General features: G+C 60.6%; 16 protein-coding genes. 9 read left to right on the forward strand and 7 right to left on the reverse strand.

The genetic code is table 11. The features are described 5' to 3' along the window. Positions 1-2: 2 nt before the first annotated feature. The 3 genes from AC0L3D_RS02035 to AC0L3D_RS02045 form a co-directional block, all read right to left on the reverse strand. On the reverse strand, positions 3-881 hold the full coding sequence (locus AC0L3D_RS02035) for an ABC transporter permease (RefSeq protein WP_473642884.1): 879 nt from the start codon (positions 879-881) through the stop codon (positions 3-5). 261 nt (positions 882-1,142) lie between these two features. Further along, complete coding sequence (locus tag AC0L3D_RS02040; protein WP_473642886.1) at positions 1,143-2,006, reverse strand: sugar phosphate isomerase/epimerase family protein; 864 nt, start codon at positions 2,004-2,006, stop codon at positions 1,143-1,145. Between the two features lie 133 nt (positions 2,007-2,139). After that, a complete protein-coding gene (locus AC0L3D_RS02045; protein WP_473642888.1) occupies positions 2,140-2,964 on the reverse strand; it encodes a helix-turn-helix domain-containing protein in 825 nt (274 codons plus the stop codon). A 171-nt stretch (positions 2,965-3,135) separates the two neighbouring features. Between AC0L3D_RS02045 and AC0L3D_RS02050 the strand changes: the two genes are divergently transcribed. The 9 genes from AC0L3D_RS02050 (at position 3,136) to AC0L3D_RS02090 (ending at position 14,095) form a co-directional block, all read left to right on the forward strand. Then, on the forward strand, positions 3,136-4,938 hold the full coding sequence (locus tag AC0L3D_RS02050; protein WP_473642890.1) for a thiamine pyrophosphate-binding protein: 1,803 nt from the start codon (positions 3,136-3,138) through the stop codon (positions 4,936-4,938). Between the two features lie 90 nt (positions 4,939-5,028). After that, positions 5,029-6,339, forward strand: a complete 1,311-nt coding sequence (gene hisD / locus AC0L3D_RS02055) for a histidinol dehydrogenase (protein WP_473642892.1) — start codon at positions 5,029-5,031, stop codon at positions 6,337-6,339. A 34-nt stretch (positions 6,340-6,373) separates the two neighbouring features. Next, on the forward strand, positions 6,374-7,882 hold the full coding sequence (locus AC0L3D_RS02060) for a GMC oxidoreductase (protein ID WP_473642894.1): 1,509 nt from the start codon (positions 6,374-6,376) through the stop codon (positions 7,880-7,882). 23 nt (positions 7,883-7,905) lie between these two features. Beyond that, entirely contained in the window at positions 7,906-9,072 is a 1,167-nt protein-coding gene (locus AC0L3D_RS02065) for a Gfo/Idh/MocA family protein (RefSeq protein ID WP_236377362.1), read from the forward strand. A gap of 65 nt (positions 9,073-9,137) precedes the next feature. Continuing rightward, positions 9,138-10,175 carry a Gfo/Idh/MocA family protein gene (locus AC0L3D_RS02070; RefSeq protein ID WP_473642896.1) on the forward strand — a complete coding sequence of 346 codons (1,038 nt, stop codon included), beginning with the start codon at positions 9,138-9,140 and terminating at the stop codon, positions 10,173-10,175. 120 nt (positions 10,176-10,295) lie between these two features. After that, a complete protein-coding gene (locus tag AC0L3D_RS02075; protein ID WP_473642897.1) occupies positions 10,296-11,459 on the forward strand; it encodes an MFS transporter in 1,164 nt (387 codons plus the stop codon). A gap of 119 nt (positions 11,460-11,578) precedes the next feature. Further along, positions 11,579-12,286 (forward strand): hypothetical protein, encoded by a 708-nt coding sequence (locus tag AC0L3D_RS02080; RefSeq protein ID WP_236377365.1) that lies wholly within the window; start codon positions 11,579-11,581, stop codon positions 12,284-12,286. Positions 12,287-12,685: 399 nt separating this feature from the next. Continuing rightward, positions 12,686-13,693, forward strand: coding sequence for a glycoside hydrolase family 3 N-terminal domain-containing protein (locus AC0L3D_RS02085; RefSeq protein WP_473642900.1), 1,008 nt, complete (start codon positions 12,686-12,688; stop codon positions 13,691-13,693). A 90-nt stretch (positions 13,694-13,783) separates the two neighbouring features. Further along, positions 13,784-14,095 (forward strand): VOC family protein, encoded by a 312-nt coding sequence (locus AC0L3D_RS02090; protein WP_473642941.1) that lies wholly within the window; start codon positions 13,784-13,786, stop codon positions 14,093-14,095. Between the two features lie 338 nt (positions 14,096-14,433). Here AC0L3D_RS02090 and AC0L3D_RS02095 read toward each other — a convergent pair whose 3' ends face one another. The 4 genes from AC0L3D_RS02095 to AC0L3D_RS02110 form a co-directional block, all read right to left on the reverse strand. Beyond that, positions 14,434-15,249: a class I SAM-dependent methyltransferase gene (locus tag AC0L3D_RS02095; RefSeq protein ID WP_473642902.1), complete on the reverse strand. Its 816-nt coding sequence runs from the start codon at positions 15,247-15,249 to the stop codon at positions 14,434-14,436. Positions 15,250-15,695: 446 nt separating this feature from the next. Next, positions 15,696-16,790 (reverse strand): sensor histidine kinase, encoded by a 1,095-nt coding sequence (locus AC0L3D_RS02100; RefSeq protein WP_473642904.1) that lies wholly within the window; start codon positions 16,788-16,790, stop codon positions 15,696-15,698. Between the two features lie 85 nt (positions 16,791-16,875). Next, positions 16,876-17,916 carry a sensor histidine kinase gene (locus AC0L3D_RS02105; RefSeq protein ID WP_473642906.1) on the reverse strand — a complete coding sequence of 347 codons (1,041 nt, stop codon included), beginning with the start codon at positions 17,914-17,916 and terminating at the stop codon, positions 16,876-16,878. Continuing rightward, the gene (locus tag AC0L3D_RS02110) at positions 17,916-19,403 is read right to left on the reverse strand and encodes an ATPase domain-containing protein (RefSeq protein WP_473642908.1); all 1,488 of its coding nucleotides are present in this window, start codon (positions 19,401-19,403) and stop codon (positions 17,916-17,918) included. Before AC0L3D_RS02110 ends, AC0L3D_RS02105 begins: the two co-directional genes overlap by 1 nt. Between the last annotated feature and the right edge of the window lie 9 nt (positions 19,404-19,412).

A 19,412-nucleotide genomic window follows, 5' to 3' on the forward strand; every position in this document is an offset into this window, starting at 1 on the left:
AGTCAGATCTCCCGCTCGGTTTTTGCTCGCCGCTTGACGATCAGGCCGGTCGCGCGGCCAAGCACCGTGATGACGACGTAGAGGATGATCGAGACACCGAACATCAGGAAAGCCTGCGCCGCGCCGAGCGGCCAGTTGCCAGTCTTGCGGAACTGGTCAGCGATCAGGAGGCCAGTGGTCTGTCCCGACGAGCCGCCCAGCATCTGCGGTGTCACATAGTCGCCCGCAACAAGGATGAAGGTCAGCATGAAGGCACCGACCAGGCCGTTGGCCGCGTTGGGCGCGATGACCTTGAAGAATGCGCCGATCGTCGACGTGCCCAGGTCACGCGCCGCATCGACCAGGTCGCGCTTGATCTCGCTCAGCGAGGATACGACCAGCAGGATGCAGAACGGCAGGTAGATATGGACCAGCGTGATCGTCACCGCGAAGGGGCTGAACAGGAAAGCCGAGACCGGGTGATCGATAACACCGAGCTGCAGGAGCACAGTGTTGAGCACGCCACTCGTGCCGAGCAGCGTGCGCCAGGCGTAAATGCGCACCAGATAGCTCGAGAACCACGTAATAAGGATGAGATAGAGGATGGTCTGCGAACGGCTGACATAGACCAGGTAGTAGCCGACCGGGATCGACAGGATCAGCGTGACCGTGGCGGTGAAGAGGCCGATGCGGACGGCGTTGAAGGTGACCTTCCAGAAGACCGGCGAGGCCAGCGAGCCGAGATAGTTTTCGAATTGGAAGTCTGGCACGATCCGATAGGACGCAGACGACCAGAAACTGTAGGCGAACAGGATCAGGCTTGGCACGATGAAGAAGACGATCATGTAGAGTATCGCCGGCGTGGCCAGCAATGCTCCCGTCCTCGTGCGTGAAAGGCTCATTCGCAGCACTCCCAAGGCTTCGTCCATCGCCCGCCCATCCGAGCCGGCTCCGTCCGACACTGTCCGCGCCGATCAACGACGCCTTCGTGGTTCCCGTCGGCAGGTCGTCAGATCGATCCGTCGCCTGCTCTTGCCGGGTGATAGTCCCCAGTTTCGTGCCGGTTAACAATTTCGCACGACAGGGTTTCGTGAAGCGATGTTGCGCACGATGCGCGAAGTATCGCTTCCAATCGAGGCGTCAGCTCTTGGGAGAGGAAGCCGTCAGGCGTTCAGGCCGGCCGCATCGAAAGCGGCAGCGATCGAGGCCGCGGATTTGGCCGCGACCACTTCGGTCGACATGGTCGCAAGCATCGGGGAAAAGACCTCCGGCCCGACCTGGTTGAGGCCGCCGCCCTCGGCCAGGACCCGGATGATCTCCACGTTGGGAAAGTCGCCGTCCCCCGGAAAGAGCCTGTTGTAGCAGTCATCCTTGATCGAGATGCCGGCCGGAAGGTCGAATGGCCCGTCGTTCAGCTGCAGGCAATGGATCATGCCGCCGGGAATCTGGCGAAGGGTGTCGAGCTTCGAGCGGCTCCGAACGAAATGCCAGACATCGAAGACCAGACCGGAATTCGGCTGGTCCGCTGCGCTGACGATTTGCCAGGCCATCTCAAGCGCCGGAACACCCCACAGTGGTATGAATTCGAGGTCGCAGGTTACCCTGTACGTTGCAGCGCGACGGCAGATGGCGGCGTAGTGATGGGTGATCTCGTTGATCGACATCGCATTCAACGGGAACGTGGCATTCAGGCTCATATGGGTGCAACCCAGCCCATCGATCAGCCGAAAGAACGCATCCGGCGTCGTGTCGACAGAGCGGATATAGGCTTCGTCCATGTTGTCGGGACGCCAGATGCGCGGCCAGGTGTTGAGCGGATCGAGCCGGGTGATCGAGACGCCCTGGTCGGTCGCGCGGGACCTCATCTCGGCAAAACTCATGCCACCTTCCAGCAGGCGCTCGACCTCCAGGGGCATCAGCGAAAGTTCGCCGAATCCGGCCAACCGCGTGGCGCGCAGCTTTTCCTCGAATGGCAGGTGCGCCACGTTGGAAAACGGCATCATGGTCGAGTTGACGGTGGCTACCAAAATCGCGCTCCTTCTGACCGGACGTTCGGCGCTCAGCCGGACCGCGCCAATTGACACGGCCGCGCACGCTCCCGCAATTTCGTGGCGAACGCATTGGCGAGCGTGTTTGACGCTTCGGCCGCGTCGGATTGCGTCAGCCGAGCTGGATCATTTCGGAGCCATCGCCAAGGAATTGCAAGGCCTCGCGCGGGATTGAGGGGTCGCCACGGTCGAGCACGGTCAGTGCGTCGAGGTGCTCGCGCTTGAGCAACCCAGGTCCCCGGTAGTGCAGCGCCACCTTGGTCGAATAAGGCTGGCGGAACATGGTGGCCGCGATGCCTGTGGCAATGCCGAACATGAATTTCGATGAGCTGCGCTTGACCGGCGCATAGACGCCGAAGGTGAGCTCGTTACGCTGAATGCCTTCGAAGTCGGCGGTGAAAAGTCGGCCGGCCACTGGAAAGACAAAGCCGTAATATTTGAAAACATATTCCGTCTTCGTCGGATCGTCGTAGCTCGGGAACCGCTCGATATAGTAGTGCTGCAGGAACTGGTTGTTCTTGTAGATGCAGAACGCCGAGCGCAGGACGAACCCCTTGTAGATCGACGAGTACTGGTAGCGGTCCCAGACGCCAAGCACCTCTTTCTGGTCGCCGCTCGATTCGACGATCATCGCCTCGACGAACTTGTTGAGCTCGGGCGAACGGCGCACATTTTCCATCGCGTGGAAAAAATTTCCCTCCACGAGAGTGCGGAACTCGTCCGGCTGCGAAAACAGGATCGGCACGCTCAGGCCGAAGTAATTGGCGATCAGCCGCAGGTTCTGCGGCGAGGGCATGTGCAGCCCGGAAAGATATTTGTTGAATTGCTGACGATTCAGATTGATCTTCCGGCAGACGGCGGAGATCGAGCCGTGACGCTCGCAGAGCAGGCGCAGGTTGGCCGAGAAGTGGGCCACCTGGTTTTCGGCGTGTTCCATCGACCTCGCCCACTTTAAGTCACATGTCGCATATGTTGCGTCATGTCGCGTCAATATTCAAGTGTCTGCGAAATTGTGCGTCAATGACAATTTCCTGAAACTCTGCCTCGATCCTGCTGCCGGGTGCCGAGCCATCGACCCGCCGGCCACGCGAAAAACGAGGTGGAACCGATGAATTTGACGGGCGGACAAATCGTAGCACGAGCGCTGAAGGAGTACGGCGTCGAATATGTCGCCGGCGTTCCCGGCCACGGCATCTGGTCGTTGTTCGACGCATTTCTGGAGTCAGGCTCACAGATTCCGCTCATCCAGGTCATGCACGAGCAGAGCGCCGTGCACATGGCCGACGGCTATTTCCGCGCTTCGGGCAAGCCGATGGCGTGCTCGACCTCGATCGGGCCGGGCGCGACCAACACCATCATCGGCTTGGCAACCTGCTACACCGACTCCATTCCGGCCTTCTATGTTTCCGGCGGTCCGGCGACGCACATGAAGGGCCATGGCGTCATGCAGGAACTGGAGCGCCAGCAGGAGAACGCATTCCCGCGCATCACCGAGCAGGTGACAAAGCGCGTGTACAAGGCGGGCCGCGTCGACGAACTGCCCTTCATCATGCACCGTGCCTTCAACACAATGCTGTCGGGCCGTCCCGGACCGGTGCATGTAGAAGTGCCAATGGACCTTCAGACCGAAGCGGCCGACGTCACCATCCATCCGCTCGCTTCGCGCATGGCGATCGGCGTGGCCTATCCCGATCCTATTGCTGTCGAGAGGGCGGCAGCGTTGCTGCTCTCGGCAGGGCGGCCGGTCATCATCGCGGGCGGTGGCGCAATCAGCTCCAATGCCTCGGAGGCGCTGCTTGCGCTGGCCGAGAAGGTCGGGGCGGCCGTCTCCTCGACCTGGAATGGCAAGGGCGCCTTTCCCGAGGATCACCCGCTGTCGATCGGCGCCGTCGGTCAGACCGGCACAGCCTGCGGCAATCAGATCACTGCCAGCGCCGATGTCGTCATGTCGGTCGGCTGCCGCTTCACCGACTGGTCCGCGTCGAGCTACCGCAAGGGCGCGTCCTTCTCCATCCCTCCGGGCAAGCTCATCCATATCGATCTCGATCATCATGAGATCGGCAAGAATTATCCGACCGAAGTCGGTATCGTCGCCGATGCCCGAGCCACGCTCGAGGCGATGCTGGCGCTGATCTCGGACCAGCAGTCGAGCCGCGCGCTCGGCCGGCGGGACCGCTTCCATGCCGATATCCGCAAGGCCAAGGCCGAATGGGAAGAGATGCTGGCGCCGCGCCGCGACTCGGATGAAAGCCCGTTCACGTCGCAGCGGCCGCTCGGCGCGCTGCGCAAGGTGATGGACCGCTCGGGCATCATCTTGGCCGGGTCGGGTAACACGCAGGGCGCGGTCAAGCAGACCTTTCCGGTCTATGAACCGCGAACGCACCTCACCTCGGGTTCGTTCTCGCCGATGGGATGGGCGGTGCCGGCGGCACTCGGCGCAAAGCTCGCCCAGCCTGACCGCCAAGTAGTTGCAGTGGTCGGCGACGGCGATTTCATGATGTCACTGCCGGAAATGGGCACGGCTGTCATGAACGACATCCCTGCCGTGTTCCTGGTCCAGAACAACCGCGGCTATATGTCGATCCGCGGCGGCCAGCGCAAGTTCATGGGCCGCCATGTCGGCAGCGAGTTCAATCACCACAAGGGCAACGGCGAGCCATACACCGCCAACATTGCCGAAGTGGCCAAGAACTTCGGCATGGAAGCCTGGAAGGTCGAGGACTCGGCCGACCTCGAGAAGACGCTGAAGGCGGCGCTCGATTCCAACGCGCCGGCGCTGGTCGAGGTGACCACCTCACGCGATGCGGCCGGGCCGTTCGTCACCGGCTGGTGGGATTTCCCGTCGCCCGCCTACTACGAGAAGGAGCAGGCGGAATACGCCGCCGGCCGCGAACTCGAACAGCATATGTGATTTCGCAAAAGCTGTTGCCTTCCGAAACGCGCCGCTCCGGCCTCACCCTCGAATGAGAGGCAATGAAACGCCTCGCCAAAAGGTCCAGACATGATCAGACGGCTGAAATCGTCCAAGGCTGCTACGGGATTTGCGCAGGACGCGGAGCTGACCGCGACCGTGGAGGCGCTACTGGCGGATGTCGCGTTACGCGGCGATGCGGCGGTTCGGGAACTGTCGAAGAAATTCGACGGGCTTGACCGGCCGTCCTACCAACTCACCGATGTCGAGATCCGAGCCTGTGTCGACAGCCTTACGCCTCGGGAGCGTGACGACATCGGCTTCGCGCAGGACCAGGTGCGCAACTTCGCGCAAGCGCAACGCGATTCCCTGCTCGACATCGAGGTAGAGACGCTGCCCGGCGTGATCCTCGGGCATCGACACATCCCGATCGAAAATGTCGGCTGCTACGTGCCTGGTGGGCAATACCCGCTACTGGCCTCCGCACACATGTCGGTTTTGACGGCGAAGGTCGCCGGTTGCGACCGCGTCATCACCTGTGCGCCGCCTTTCAAGGGCCGACCGGCGCCGATGATCGTCGCCGCCCAGCATCTTGCCGGCGCCGATGAGATCTACTGCATGGGCGGGGTCCAGGCGATCGCGGCGATGGCGTACGGCACAGAGACGATTAAATCCGTCGATATGCTGGCCGGCCCGGGCAACGCCTATGTCGCGGAGGCCAAGCGCCTCCTGTTCGGCCAAGTAGGCATCGACCTTTTCGCCGGGCCGACTGAAACACTAGTGATCGCCGACGATACGGCCGATGGCGAGCTGTGCGCTACCGATCTACTCGGCCAGGCCGAGCACGGCGTGAATTCGCCGGCAGTGCTTTTGACCAATTCCGAAAAGCTCGCCCGTGACACGATGCGCGAGATCGAGCGGCTGCTGAGGATCCTGCCCACCGCGGCCATTGCCGGCAAGGCCTGGGAAGACTGCGGTGAGGTGATCGTCTGCGACACGCTGGAAGAGATGGTCGAAGAGGCCGACCGCATGGCTTCCGAGCATGTCCAGGTGATGACCGCAGATCCCGATTACTTCCTCGCCAACATGACCAACTACGGCGCGCTGTTCCTCGGCCATCGCACGACCGTGGCTTATGGCGACAAGGTGATTGGCACCAATCACACGCTGCCGACCAAGACAGCAGCGCGCTATACGGGCGGCCTCTGGGTCGGCAAGTTCCTGAAAACCTGCACGTATCAGAGGATCGTGACTGACGAGGCTTCGGCAATGATTGGCGAGCGCTGCTCCAGGCTTTGCATCATGGAAGGCTTCGCCGGTCATGCCGAGCAGGCAAATGTGCGGGTACGCCGCTTCGCGCGCAAGAATGTCGGCTATGGGCAGGCGGTCGAGGCGGCGTGACCAACATGCGGCGAGCACCCACGAGGCAAGCGCAGTGACAGAGCTTTCCGCTGACATCGTCATCATCGGATCGGGCATCGGCGGCGCGACGGCTGCGTCCGTGCTTGCCGACACGGGAGCGCGCATCCTCATCCTCGAACGCGGCGAGCAGCTTCAGGATACGCCCGAGACGCGCGACGAGCGCGCGATCTTCCAGCGGAAGCATTTCCGCACCAAGGAATCCTGGCTCGACGGCACGCGGGCGCCGTTCAGCCCCGGCAATTTCTACAATGTCGGCGGCAACTCAAAATTCTATGGCGCGATCATGTACCGCAACCGCGCGGAGGATTTCGCTCCGCAGCAGCACATGGAGGGCTCGACGCCGGGCTGGCCGTTTTCCTATGACGAGATCGAACCGTGGTATGGCCAGGCCGAGCGGCTGTTTTGCGTCCGCGGCGAACTGGGCGACGATCCGACAGAACCGCTGCATTCGACCCGCTACGATTTTCCGGCCGTTCCGGACGAGCCCTCGATCGGCAAGGCCCGCCAGCGGCTGAAGAAGATCGGCATCCATACAAGTTCGCTGCCGATCGCGATCGATCATGTCGCGTGGCTGAAGCGCGCACTGACCCCGTGGGATGCCTTCCCCGACACTTTTACCGGGAAGATTGACGCGGAAACCGGTCCGCTCGCGGCGGCACTCGTGCACGACAATGTCGCACTCTTGACCGGCGCGGAGGTGCTGCGCCTCGACACGGACGCCTCGGGCAGGACGATCACGCAAGCAATGATCCGTCACAAGGGGCAGGACGTGCCGGTGCGCGCCAACCGCTTTATCGTGGCGGCAGGTGCGGTCAATTCCGCGGCGCTCCTGCTGCGCTCGGCGAACGGGCAGCATCCGAACGGTCTCGCCAACGGCTCCGACCAGGTCGGCCGCAACTTCATGAACCACAACTGCACCGCAATGATCACGCTCGATCCACGCCTGCGCAACACCGCGGTCCATTCCAAGACCTTCGGCTTCAACGACTTTTATCTGCACGATTCCAAGACCGGCTTTCCGCTCGGCAACGTGCAACTGCTCGGCAAGATATCGGGACCGATTTTCAAGGCCAACATGCCCAGCGTGCCGGAGTTCGTTACGGGGCTGATCGCCCGGTATTCCTTCGACTGGTACGTGATGAGCGAGGACCTGCCCAATCCGGAAAGCCGGGTCATGGTTGACGGGTCGGCGATCGTGCTCGACTGGCAGCGCTCCAACATGCTGGGTCACAGGACGCTGGTCGAGCGGGTGCGCGGCGTGTTCAAGGCGGCCGGATTTCCGATCGTGCTGTCGCGCGCCTTCGATCGTCGTACGCCATCGCATCAGTGCGGCACAGCCAAGATGGGCACTGATGGCGCGACCTCGGTCGTCGATACGCATTGCCGATCGCATGACGTCAAGAACCTTTACATCATGGACGCAAGCGTGCTGCCGACCTCGGCCGCGGTGAATCCGGCGCTGACGATCGTCGCCGTAACACTGCGCGCTGCATCAAAGCTGCGCGCCGAGCTGGTCCAGTAGTTCGAGTGGACAGGAGAGGACCAATGAGCAGATCCGTGAAAGTAGCCGTCCTGGGCGCCTGCGGCTGGATGGGCAAGGTCCACACCATGTCCTACCGGAACATACCGTTCATCTTTGGCTCGGACAAAGGTACGGCCGAAATTGCCTGGCTGGTCGACGGAAGCGAGCAGGCGCTGGAGAAGGCCGGCAAGCTGGTCCCGAATGCGAAACTGTCGACCGACTGGCGCGCAGCGGTGGCCGATTCGTCAGTGGAGTTGGTCGATATCTGCCTTCCCGACAGTCTGCACCACGAGGTCGCCAAAGCGGCGCTTCTCCAGGGAAAGCATGTCTATTGCGAAAAGCCGCTTGCCAATACGGCAACCGAGGCCCGCGAGCTCGCCGACATCGCGGCTGAGAAGGGTGTCATCACGCGCGTAGGCCACGCGTTCCCGCGCAACCCGATCCACGACGTTGCCAAGGATATTATCGATTCCGGCGAGATTGGTGACATCAAGCTGTTCAGGGCGTGCCAGCATGTCGATGTGCTGGGCGATCCGAACGCACCCTTCATGTGGCGCGCGGACGGCAAGCTCGCGCCGACGGGCATCGTCGGCGATACCGGCAGCCACGTCTTTTCTTTCATGGAGCGGCTGGTGGGGCGGGTGTCTGAACTGATCGCCGATTGCGCGATCGTCACGCACAAGCGCCCCGTCGTTGCCGGGTTCAACTATGGCAGCGGCGCCGAGCTTACCGGCAATGAGGACATGGCCGAAGTGACCAACACCGACGCCACGAACCTGCTCTGCCGTTTCAAGAACGGCGCAATGGGCATCGTCGATTTCAGCCGCGTCGCGACCGGCCGCAAGTTCAAGCAGACTTATGAGATCTACGGCACCAGGGGCAGCATCGCCTATGACTACGACGAAGTAAACCGGCTGCGCTTCTACACCAACGACGACGTCGTCGGCCGACGGGGTTTTCGCGAGATCGATGTCGGGCCGGAGAACGCCACCTATGCCGCGTTCCTGCCGATCGCCAACTTTGCGCTCGGCTACAATGAATCCAAGCAGATCGAGATCGCCGAGGTGGTGCGCTCCATCGTCACAGGCGAGCAAATGTGGCCGACCTTCGAGAGCGGCCACCACATCACCCAGATCGTCGACGCCTGCCTCGATTCCTCGCGGCTTCGCCAATGGGTCTCAATCGCCTGACTGGAAGTGTTCCAATGGCCCCGAGCAAAGCGAAGAACTCCATCCATACCGGTTTGGCCACGGCCATGCCGCGCGCCCTGACGGTCGCCGTTGAGGTCCTCGACGGCTTCGGCTGGGGTCTCATCGGCGCCAGCACCATCGCGCGCGAATACATGGTCGATGCTATCCGCCGCAGCGGCGGCCGGCCCCTGAGCGTGATGAGCCATGACGGCGCGCGCGCCGCCGCCTTCGCGCGCGACCTCGACATTGCGGACTCATGCTCTGATCTCGACACGTTGCTCGACGACCGGCGGATCGGCGCGGTCTACATCAGCTCAACCAACACGCAGCACCGATATCAAGTGCTGGCCGCAGCGGCAGCCGGCAAACATGTGCTGTGCGACAAACCGCTGGCCACCCGCTCGGCAGATGCCCTGAAGATGGTGCGTGCCTGCGAGAAGGCCGGCGTGGTGCTTGCCGTCAACCACCATCTGCGGTCGTCGCCGGTGCACCAGACGATGCAGCGGATGATCGCGGCCGGCGAGATAGGTGCCGTCCGTTCGCTGATGATCGTCCATGCCGGCTATCTCAGACCCGTTCTGCAATCGTGGCGGATCAAGGACGCGGCCGAGGGCGGCATCTACCTTGATCTCAGCGTCCACGACATAGACCTGGCTTCGTTCCTGCTGGAGCAGACGCCGGTGACGGCGGTCGCGTTGGGCGCGGGCGTGGCGCTCAGTTCCAACACCGTCCACGATCATGCGATGTACGCCCTGAAGATGAGCGGCGGTACCTTCGTCCAGGTGCATGAGAGCTTCGTCACGCCCGACGTGGAAAGCCAGGTCGTGGCGCTCGGCTCGGAAGGGGCGCTGATAGCGGCCGGCACACTGGCGCAGCGTTCCACGGGAACGCTAACGCGGCGGGTGAATGGGCGCAACGAATCGATCCCGCTGCGGGCCAACGATCTCTACGCGGATACGGTCGAGCAATTCCTGAACGCCATCGCCGGGACTGGCAGCCCTCGTGCCACCGGACGCGATGGGCTGGCGGCGCTCGCCGGCGCTGAAGCCGTGGGAAAGGCTGCCGCGACCGGCAGGGCGGCCGCCGTCAAACGTCACGAGTAGGCTTCGATCCCGGCGAGGGGTGATGAGCGATCCCCATCGGTGCATCTACCGACCGGACAGCCTCTCATCCACAGACCATGCCGCCAACCACCAGCCGGCCCGACGGCAAGCAGGATTCCAATGATCACCGCCGAGACAAAGCCGCCGTCACGCCAGGCCTCCTTCATGGTTTTTCTTGCGGGCGGCATTGGTATCGGCGCGTGGGCCGCGAGCCTGCCGTCCATCAGTGCGGAACTGCAGATCGACAAGGGTACGCTAGGCTTCGTGCTGCTCTGCTTCGCGGCCGGCGCCATCCTGACCATGACCAATGTCGGCCGGCTGGTGCCGCGGTTCGGCACGCGCATCCTATGCCTTATCGCCTGTACCGGCTTCGGGTTGGCGTTGATCGTTGCACCGCATGCGCCGAGCGTGACCTCGTTGGGGCTCGTCGTCGCCTTCGCGGGCGCCTCGTTCGGAGCGCTCGACGTGTTGATGAATACGGACGCCGCCTTCCTGGAGCGACGCGTCGGCCGCCATATCATGTCGTCCTTCCACGCATTGTTCAGTGTCGGCAATTTGGGGGGCGCAGGCGTCTGTGGATTGATTCTATCTGCTGGCGGCAATGTGCAGGCGTGCCTCGGCGTCACGGGAATGGGCGTGATCCTATTCGGCGCAGCCGGTTGTTGGCTGAGCGAACCGCACATATCAGTCCGCAAGAGGTCGAACGAAGGCTCGGCTCGGCTCGATCCCGTCCAGCGGCGACGGCTGTTGCTCGTTGGTGGGATTGCGTTCTTGGCGCTGTTTTCGGAAGGGGCGCTGATGGACTGGACAGCCGTCTATTTGGTCGGCAATGCCGGTGCGTCGGAGAGCACGGGCGCCTTCGGCTTTGCGGTTTTTGCCGGCATGATGGCGGTCGGTCGCGTGGTCGGCGACGCGATGGCCAATGCGTTTGGGCCGGCACGGCTGTTGCGGCTTGGGGCCGCGGCAAGTGCTCTTGCGCTGGCGGTGATCCTTGGCATCTCGACGGTGCCGGTCATCTTCCTGGCGCTCATCTTGTGCGGCTTCGGCATCGCCAACGTAGTGCCGTTGCTGTTTGCCGCAGCCGGCCGGATCGGCGGCCATGCGGCAGGCTCGGCCATGTCGTTGGTCGCTGCACTCGGCTATGCTGGCCTGCTCGTCGGCCCGGCCTTCATCGGCATGCTGGCACAGGCAACCTCGCTGCGCGCCAGTCTGTGGGTCGTGTTCGTCGCCTTCGCCGTCATCACACTGGGTGCTGCCGCGACCCGTCCATATAAGTCAACTTGACGCAAACTGGCGCATAATTTGCTTACTTATGCGCCAGTAATACGCTTGCCGCGAAATTGAACGGCGATCTGGAGCGTGGTTCCATACGCCAGAGTTGGACGAATGGAATCAGGATGCTGATGGCTTATCAAGAGAACGCGTGTCGCAATCTGGCTTTTGCCGATGATTTCATCTCGGCGGCATTGGTCGACAATGCGCGCGATTTCGCCGTCGAGGACGGTGTAGTCGTCAACCTTTCGCCAAAGCCGATGGTGACGTCGGGATCGGCCGTGCCCGGTATCGTGCCAGCCTGGAAGTCGACCACGCTGAAGGGTGCGAAGATCGTCAGCGCGGAGCGTGCGGCAGTGCTGAAGATGAACAAGACCACCAACCTCGGCGGCGTCGCCCTGCGCGGCTGGGACTGGCTTGGCAACCGGATCAAGAGCTTTCCGCGCGACACGCCACTTTACATCTCGGCGCAGGATACGATCGGCACCGTGACGACCAATCCTTTCGCATTTACCAACGAGAACCCCGCCGTCGCGGCAAATCAGGAGTTCGAGCTGAAGCTGAACCTTTGGTGGTCGCCGGGAGAAACCGACTGCTTCATCCACAATGAGCACCCGTTCCTCGAGGTGCATACCCAGATCCATGGCCTCGGCCGCATGCAGAAATTCCATGAGCGGGAGCAGTCCGCGCTCTATGAGGATATCATGATGCCGGTTGGTTACACGCATGACCCATTCTGCCGCGTCGCCGGCAAGAACCGGTGGGAGTATCCGTGGCATCGCTATTATGCGGACACCGACTCGATCTGGTTGGCTATCGAGTTGCACCCGATTCCCTAGATGCTCTGTTTGGGCGACTGAAGGGGCAAGATGGAGCCCATGTTGCATGGAAAAGCCAATGTTGAATCAAACCCGAAAAAGGCCTTCAATTTCAATCCCAGCTCTGGCGGGCCTGATACTATTGTCGTCGATGGGATCGTATTTTTTCGGCGGAAAAATCGTGGCTTTTATAATGCGCACAAGCCAGGAGAACGTCGAGTTATCCAGAATTAAGTGCGTGGCCTATTCTGAAGTATCCCATGCGTATAGCGAGCAACTTTGCGAAGCGCCCGTTGACGCGGAATAAGCGCGGGAAGCGGGCAGAACATCAGAAGATCGTGATACCCGAGCCGAAGCATTCTCATCCGCATCGGCCGCGGCCAATTCTCTGGCTCGAACACATTTGCGAAGGACAGGACCGTGGACAGTATCGAACGCAACGCGCGCGCGGTCCTCCTTCCCGCTATCGACAGTCTGGAGTTGACTGATGATTTGAAGCGCTACTTCGACGAAGGTGGCCGATCGCTGCTGCTCGGCGAGACACGGGCCGAATATGTTTCGCGTCGAATGAGCGATGCCAGACGCGCCTCAGAACGAGCGGAGGATTTCCGCCGTCTGGCTGACGAAGTGGCCACCCGCGCCAACAGGGTGCTAATCGCGCTCGATCAGGAGCCAACCGGAATCGAACGTCTGCATGGACTGGCGCCAAGGCTTGGCGGTCGGGCGGAACTGCTCTCGATGCCGGATGAGACAATTCGCCAACGGGCGCACGTCATTGGCCGGAAGGCCAGGGAACTAGGGGTCGGAATGTTCCTCGGTCCCGTGGTCGATGTCCTCACTGGTCGCAATCCCTGGCTGCATGGACGAACCCTTGACACAGATGCGCGTCAGGTCGCCCGCATCACGAGGGCATTCATCAGTGGCATTCAGAGTGCCGGCATCGTGGCGACAGCCAAACACTTTCCCGGCCACCATGACATCACCGGTGACCCGGCAATCGAACTCGCGGATGTTCGAGGGACAGCAGAAGATCTGCTCCCGGGATTTGACGTTTTCCGCTCGGCGATCCAAGCGGGCGTCCGCGCAATCATGACCGGCCCGGCGCTGGTACCCGCCGTCGATTCGGACTTTCCATCCTCTCGCTCGAAGAAAACCATCGATATGCTGCGCCACGATTTTGGTTTTACCGGCATCGTCGTCAGTGACGATATCGATGCTGTTGGAATTCTGCGAGGCCTCTCTGATAGCGAAACCGCAGTCGCCGCCGTGAACGCGGGTGCCGACCTCATCCTTCTTCCGGCGGGCAGGGCAAACGAGGTTGCCATGCACATCGTTGCGGCCGTCCGATCGGGAGATTTGCCTGAACACCGGTTGGCCGATGCGATACGAAATGTGGAAACCAACAGCGATGCCCTGGGAGTCCAATAAGCCGCGCTCGATCGTCATGATGATCGGATGTGACGGATCAGGCGTGTTCGAAGTGTTCCGGTCCAGATCGTGGGCATGGTTGGCAATCCCATGAACGGTGAGCGGTATGAAAGTCGACGACGCCCAGGCTTCGCATCTCGCTTTGTGGAATTGGACGGTGGGCCATCCATCGAATTGATGACCGGTCCGTGGGTTCCCGAAGACATAGCGCGCGCCGGCGCGGAAGTCCCGGGCTGGGCGCATGTCGCTGTCTCCGTCGGTTCACATGAAGCGGTAGACGCCCTAGCCAGGCGACTTGATGAAGACGGTTTGCTGGTCTCGCAACCGCGCATGACCGGAGATGGCTACTATGAAGCGGTCGTACGAACGCCGGATGGCTCGCTGGTAGAGATCACGTCCTGATGTGTTTCGCGGGCCGCTACCACGTCGCCGATATCTGGTTAAGGAGTTTCAGAGTGTTAATAGATTTTAGGAGCGGGAGAGCGCTACGCCTTTCCCCACATCCGCGCTACCTACTTCGTTGCTGCGGGGGAAGAGCCGGCTGGGTTCCCGTTTGCGCGTATACTGCGAAAGAAGCGTTGGTGCCCCTGCTACCCAAGACGACTTCCGTAGGCCTTGGATGGCCGCTTAGCGCCCCATCTCGGTCGTTCCGCCCGAGGGCAGAGGCAACCGAAAGCGGACGCGCTGTTCAGAAAATCTATCTCTTGGTTACGGCAAAACGAACCACAAGAGCCCATCGACTAGACCGGTCGAACGGCTTCAGCCCAAGACATTCCAAACCAGACGGCCGAGTCCGGCTCCTTGCTCCAATCAATCAGGGCGTCGAGCGTCGCAGTGACGGATTGGGGAGGCAATCCGATAGCGACGATATCGTCCATCGCTTCATCGATGATGCTCGCAATGTTCCGGACAACTGCCTCAAAGTCAGGCTCGCCGGCGCATCCGCCAAAAAAGGCAAATGTGATACGTCGCGGACGCAGGTCGGCCTGATGGAACAATTGGACAAGGCGACGTCCGATGATTGGATCATTGCCGTGTCGGTCGTAGGTTCGCTGATAGGCATGCCATAGTGAGGCAAATCCCGGTGGCTCGGGCCAGAGCCGCAGCCCATCATAGTCGTCATCTGACAATATCACCCGTCCGCCCGGTCGCACTGCGCCGGCCATGTTGCGAACAAGCAGCAACGGGTCAGGTAGGTGCTCTAGAACGAACCGCGCATGAGCAACGTCGAACTGTCCAATCTCGTTATCGGTAAGAAGTGGAGCAAGCACATCACCTTGCCTCATCTCCAGAAATGCCAAATCCCCATCGGCGTCAGCCTGTCGTAGCGCCTCCGCTATCTGCTCCGGGCTTCGCTCCAAAGCCAAGACCGGAACACCGGTGGCCCGCGCCATCATTCTCGAAAACTGCCCTAACCCAGCACCGAAATCGACGACCCGCTCGCCAACAACCAGCTGTGCAGCGTCGAGACATCGTTGATTAAGACGCTTGTTTAAAGCCGTCAGCCGTTGCTGCTCGGCTTCACTTGATCCATGCGTATAATGCGATGACGACATTCACTGCCCCCAGATCGAATGACCCTATCAGCTTCGCATAAGGCCGGACGGCGTCAAGATCAGCGGCTGTGAATTGAACCATGGCGACCCCTGCGCCCGGCACATCAATTACCGCTTCGCGCCAATCTCGAACTGTTGAGATGAACCTTGCTTTTCCTGAAAGCCGACGTCTCAAGCGTCCATGTGTTCATGTCACTGATTTTTCTTGGCCCTTTCCGTCATTGAGATCGTAGAAATAACGGAGGAGACAGGCGTTAATTGGCCGCTATATAATCCGCATGAAGTTAGAATGAATTGATAAATGAGAAACGCGATTTCAGCGATGTCGCAGCCTTCATTGCCGTCGCAGAGGCAGGAAGCTTCACGCGCGCTGCGGCTAAGCGCCTTGATCCCGTAGGTCGAGCCGAACTAGCCCTGCAGCGTAACAACTGTCGAGCAGCAGCACTTCAGATGGATTTCAGAGCGGAGCTTTCTGCCTCGGATCGCCTAAAGATGATAGTGACCGCAGTCCCTTCGCCAGCACTCGACTTTACGTCGAACTGCGCCTTGGCATTCTCGGCTAACGAGCGGGCGATCAGCGCGCCAAGCTTGCCGGTCTTGGGCCATGACTCGCCCTCCGGCAGGCCGATACCATCGTCAGCAACGATGACCCGGCAGCCGTCGCCACCGACGATGCTGTGCAGCGTTATCGTGCCGCCTTCGCGCCCCTGGAAAGCATGTTTTAGTGAGTTGGTCAGCAGTTCGTTCACGACCAGTCCCGCCGGCATAGCAACGTTGATCGACACCGGATATGTGTCCACTTTCATGTCGAGGCGAATACCCTCTACGGCATGCGAAGTCATCACCGCGGACGCGATCTGGCTGAGATAGACGCCAAGGTCGACTTCATCCTTCTGTTCGTCGGCCGATAGCGTCTGGTAGAGGATCGCCAGAGCGTCGACACGCCCGGCGAGCCTCTCAAACCGCTTCTGATCGGGCTCCGTGGCGTTGCGGGTTTCGAGACGGATCAACGCCGTGATCATCTGGAGGTTGTTTTTCACCCGATGCTGGAGTTCGCGCAGCAGCGTGTCCTTCTCGCGAACGAGCTCCTCCACCGGGCGCCCGTCGTCATTTTGACCATGGGCTGACACGTCGACCAGAGCCACCAACCGGAAGCACCGCATGCCATTGTCGTCCACGATGATGTTTGAATAAACGTCAGCTATTGCGGCCCTGTCCGCTTCGCGCTCCAGCCGGAAGGTGCCGACGAAATCGGTCTCCTCAACCACGGCTTCGCCAAGTGGCCGGCCCTTGTGCTGATGGAGGCCAATACCAGGGAGTGCTGCCCAATTCTGCCGGGTAAGCGCGGCCGCCTTTAGACCGGACAGTTTTTCGAATTCCGGATTGGCATAGACCACGCGCTCTTTCGCGCTCAAGTCCGAAACAGCAATCGCGATTGGCACCTGGTCGAGGAATTTTTTGAACTGATCGCTTTCCAGCGCGGTGGCAAGATCGGGTGTATCGAGCAACTGCTCAACGGCCTTCTCTGAATCCGATGTCATCTCGGGGCCCGTTCTTTTCCCTGAAAGGCACAGTACCAGTCATGGGCTCAACCAGCCATCGCCAAATTTGAAGCCGCGGTGAGGTTCACGAGTAGGAAGGCACGAGCCTTGTCTCGCGCAGCGGTAGGACCAAGGTGAAGCGCAGGCCGTCATGTTGATAGTCGAGTTCAACCTTGGCATCACACTGCACGGGGACCACCTTTTCTAGAAGCGCGGTGCCAAAACCCCGCCGCTTCGGCGTTTGAACCGGGGGTCCGTTGCGCTCCTGCCAGGCGAGGCTGAGCGTCTGCCCAGCACCAGAACTGCCGACTGACCAACAGACGGCAAGCTGACCTTCAGGCCGAGACAACGCCCCGAATTTCGCCGAATTGGAGGCAAGCTCATGGAGGGCCATGCCGACCGGTACGGCAATGTCGGCAATGAGCGCGACGTTCGGTCCTTCAAGCCGTATACGTGGGCTGTCGTCTGTCTCGTAATGTCGGAGTTCCCCCTCAAGAAGTTTGTTCAAAGAGGCGGTCTGCCAGTAGTCGTCCGTCAAAATCGAATGCGTTTCAGCCAGTGAGACGATCCTGGCCGAGAAATTACGCACGAACTCCTCAACGCTATCGGTTGATATGGCTGTTGCGCCCATCATGGCCCTAACATTGGCCAGCGTGTTCTTAACGCGATGATGCAGTTCCCGGATCAGCAGGTTCTGCCGCTGCGTCACTTCCTGCTTCTGTTCGATATAGGACTTGACCTCGATCTGGCGGGCGCGGGCGCGCAGAGCAGATCGCACAGAGTTGGCGAAACTCGAGGCCAGAAACGGCCGTTCAAGCACGATCAGATGACGATCGAGAAACGCAAGACGCTTGTCGAACTCGGTGCCACGCATTGTCAGAAGCACGATTGGAAAATCTGACCACGCCGGCTGATTCTCGAGCCAAGCTGCAAACCGACTGCGATCGGCGTTGATCAGTGCCTCCTCGGCAACAACAAGGCAATGTGCGCGGTCCAGAAGCGGCATTGCTTCGTCGAGACTCGAGCAGATGCATGAACTGATCCGACTGGCAGCTAGGATCGAACTTGCAACCTTGCCATCACGCCCTATCGGCGCAAGCACAAGAACTTCCAGGTCCAGTGTCATCAGGACGGCTCACCTTCGAGAAGGTCGGCCTTCTTGCCCTCGAATGAAGGCACGCCCGTAAGGATGCCTCGGAAATCCTCCAGTGGCTCACTTACAGCCAATCCAGCGGCGGTGATTTTGAACTCACGAATGGTGTCTTCGTGCGGGCCTACGCGCCTTTTTACAACCGAAATAGCGCGCCTCAAGCGACCGCCACTCTCGAAGAAGCGTAAAAGCATGACGGAATCGCAGAGATACGTCATTTCCACAGGAGCTGCCACTTGGCCAATCAATCCATGATTGGCCAAAACCAGAATTGTAACCACGCCTTTGTGATTGAGATAGGTAAGGATCTCGTGCATTTGAAGCACGAGATGCTGCTCTCCAGACATGGTGTTAAGGTAGCCGGTGAGGCTGTCGACGACGACGATCCTTGCATTTGACCGTTCGACGGCGGACTGAATACGCGCCGACAGCTCACCAGGCGAAAGCTCCGCCGGGTCGATCTGTTCCAGCAACAATCTGCCCTCTTCGGCAAACGCCTCCAGATTCATTCCGAGACCTGAAGCGCGCGCCATGAAGATTCGTTTTGTTTCGTCGAACAAGAGCACCAGGACGCTCTCGCCTCGGAGGAGCGCAGCATGACAATAAGCGCTGGCAATGGTTGATTTTCCGACCCCGGAGGGACCCATAAGCAGGGTGCTGGTGCCGCGCGCCAAGCCTCCGCCAGCCAGGTTGTCAATTGCAGTTTCGCTTGAGGCAGGCGGGCCATACTCGACCATCTCATGCTCGGAAGCGACAAGCCTGGGAAACACGGTCAGGCCGCCCGGCCGAATGACGAAATCGTGGTAGCCACCACGAATTTGTACCCCACGCATCTTGATGACACGCAGCCGCCGTCGCTCTCCGCCGTACACCGGCGACAGCTGTTCCAACCTAATGACGCCGTGACTGATCGAGTGCAAATTTAGATCGTCATGTTCTGCGGTCAGGTCATCGAGCAATAAGACAGTTGCGTTGCTGAGCAGGAAAAAGCTCTTAAGTGCCAGTACTTGCCGCCGATAGCGCAACGAGCCTTGTGACAAGAGACGGATTTCGGATAGCGAATCGAACACGACTCGGTCTGGCTTGAGACGCTCGATTTCAGCCAGCGCTGATTGCACGGTCTCACCAAGCTCGAGTTCGGAAGAGTGAACCAATGTCTGGAGCTGGGATGGATCGAGGCTAAGCTCTGGAGGGACAAGCTCTAGGATCTCTATGCCATCGAGACTCAAGCCATGTCGGCTCGCGACCGAAAGCAGCTCCCGCTTACTTTCGGATAGTGTGATGTAGAGGCATCTCTCCTTGTTCTGCGCGCCATTGAGCAAAAACTGCAGCCCGAGTGTGGTCTTTCCCGAGCCGGGTCTGCCTTCGACGAGATGAGATCGGAACTTGGCGTACCCACCTCGAAGGACATAATCGAGGCCTTCAACTCCTGTGACTATCGGTGAAGCGTCGTCAGTTTCCACGTTGCCCCC

The organism is Mesorhizobium sp. WSM4837 (genome assembly GCF_055811435.1).

Bases quoted from the DNA above. Each gene is read 5' to 3' on its own strand.
- AC0L3D_RS02035 (WP_473642884.1), bottom strand. From the start codon at position 881: ATGAGCCTTTCACGCACGAGGACGGGAGCATTGCTGGCCACGCCGGCG.
- AC0L3D_RS02045 (WP_473642888.1), bottom strand. From the start codon at position 2,964: ATGGAACACGCCGAAAACCAGGTGGCCCACTTCTCGGCCAACCTGCGC.
- AC0L3D_RS02050 (WP_473642890.1), top strand. From the start codon at position 3,136: ATGAATTTGACGGGCGGACAAATCGTAGCACGAGCGCTGAAGGAGTAC.
- hisD (WP_473642892.1), top strand. From the start codon at position 5,029: ATGATCAGACGGCTGAAATCGTCCAAGGCTGCTACGGGATTTGCGCAG.
- AC0L3D_RS02065 (WP_236377362.1), top strand. From the start codon at position 7,906: ATGAGCAGATCCGTGAAAGTAGCCGTCCTGGGCGCCTGCGGCTGGATG.
- AC0L3D_RS02070 (WP_473642896.1), top strand. From the start codon at position 9,138: ATGCCGCGCGCCCTGACGGTCGCCGTTGAGGTCCTCGACGGCTTCGGC.
- AC0L3D_RS02075 (WP_473642897.1), top strand. From the start codon at position 10,296: ATGATCACCGCCGAGACAAAGCCGCCGTCACGCCAGGCCTCCTTCATG.
- AC0L3D_RS02080 (WP_236377365.1), top strand. From the start codon at position 11,579: ATGGCTTATCAAGAGAACGCGTGTCGCAATCTGGCTTTTGCCGATGAT.
- AC0L3D_RS02090 (WP_473642941.1), top strand. From the start codon at position 13,784: ATGAACGGTGAGCGGTATGAAAGTCGACGACGCCCAGGCTTCGCATCT.
- AC0L3D_RS02095 (WP_473642902.1), bottom strand. From the start codon at position 15,249: ATGTCGTCATCGCATTATACGCATGGATCAAGTGAAGCCGAGCAGCAA.
- AC0L3D_RS02100 (WP_473642904.1), bottom strand. From the start codon at position 16,790: ATGACATCGGATTCAGAGAAGGCCGTTGAGCAGTTGCTCGATACACCC.
- AC0L3D_RS02105 (WP_473642906.1), bottom strand. From the start codon at position 17,916: ATGACACTGGACCTGGAAGTTCTTGTGCTTGCGCCGATAGGGCGTGAT.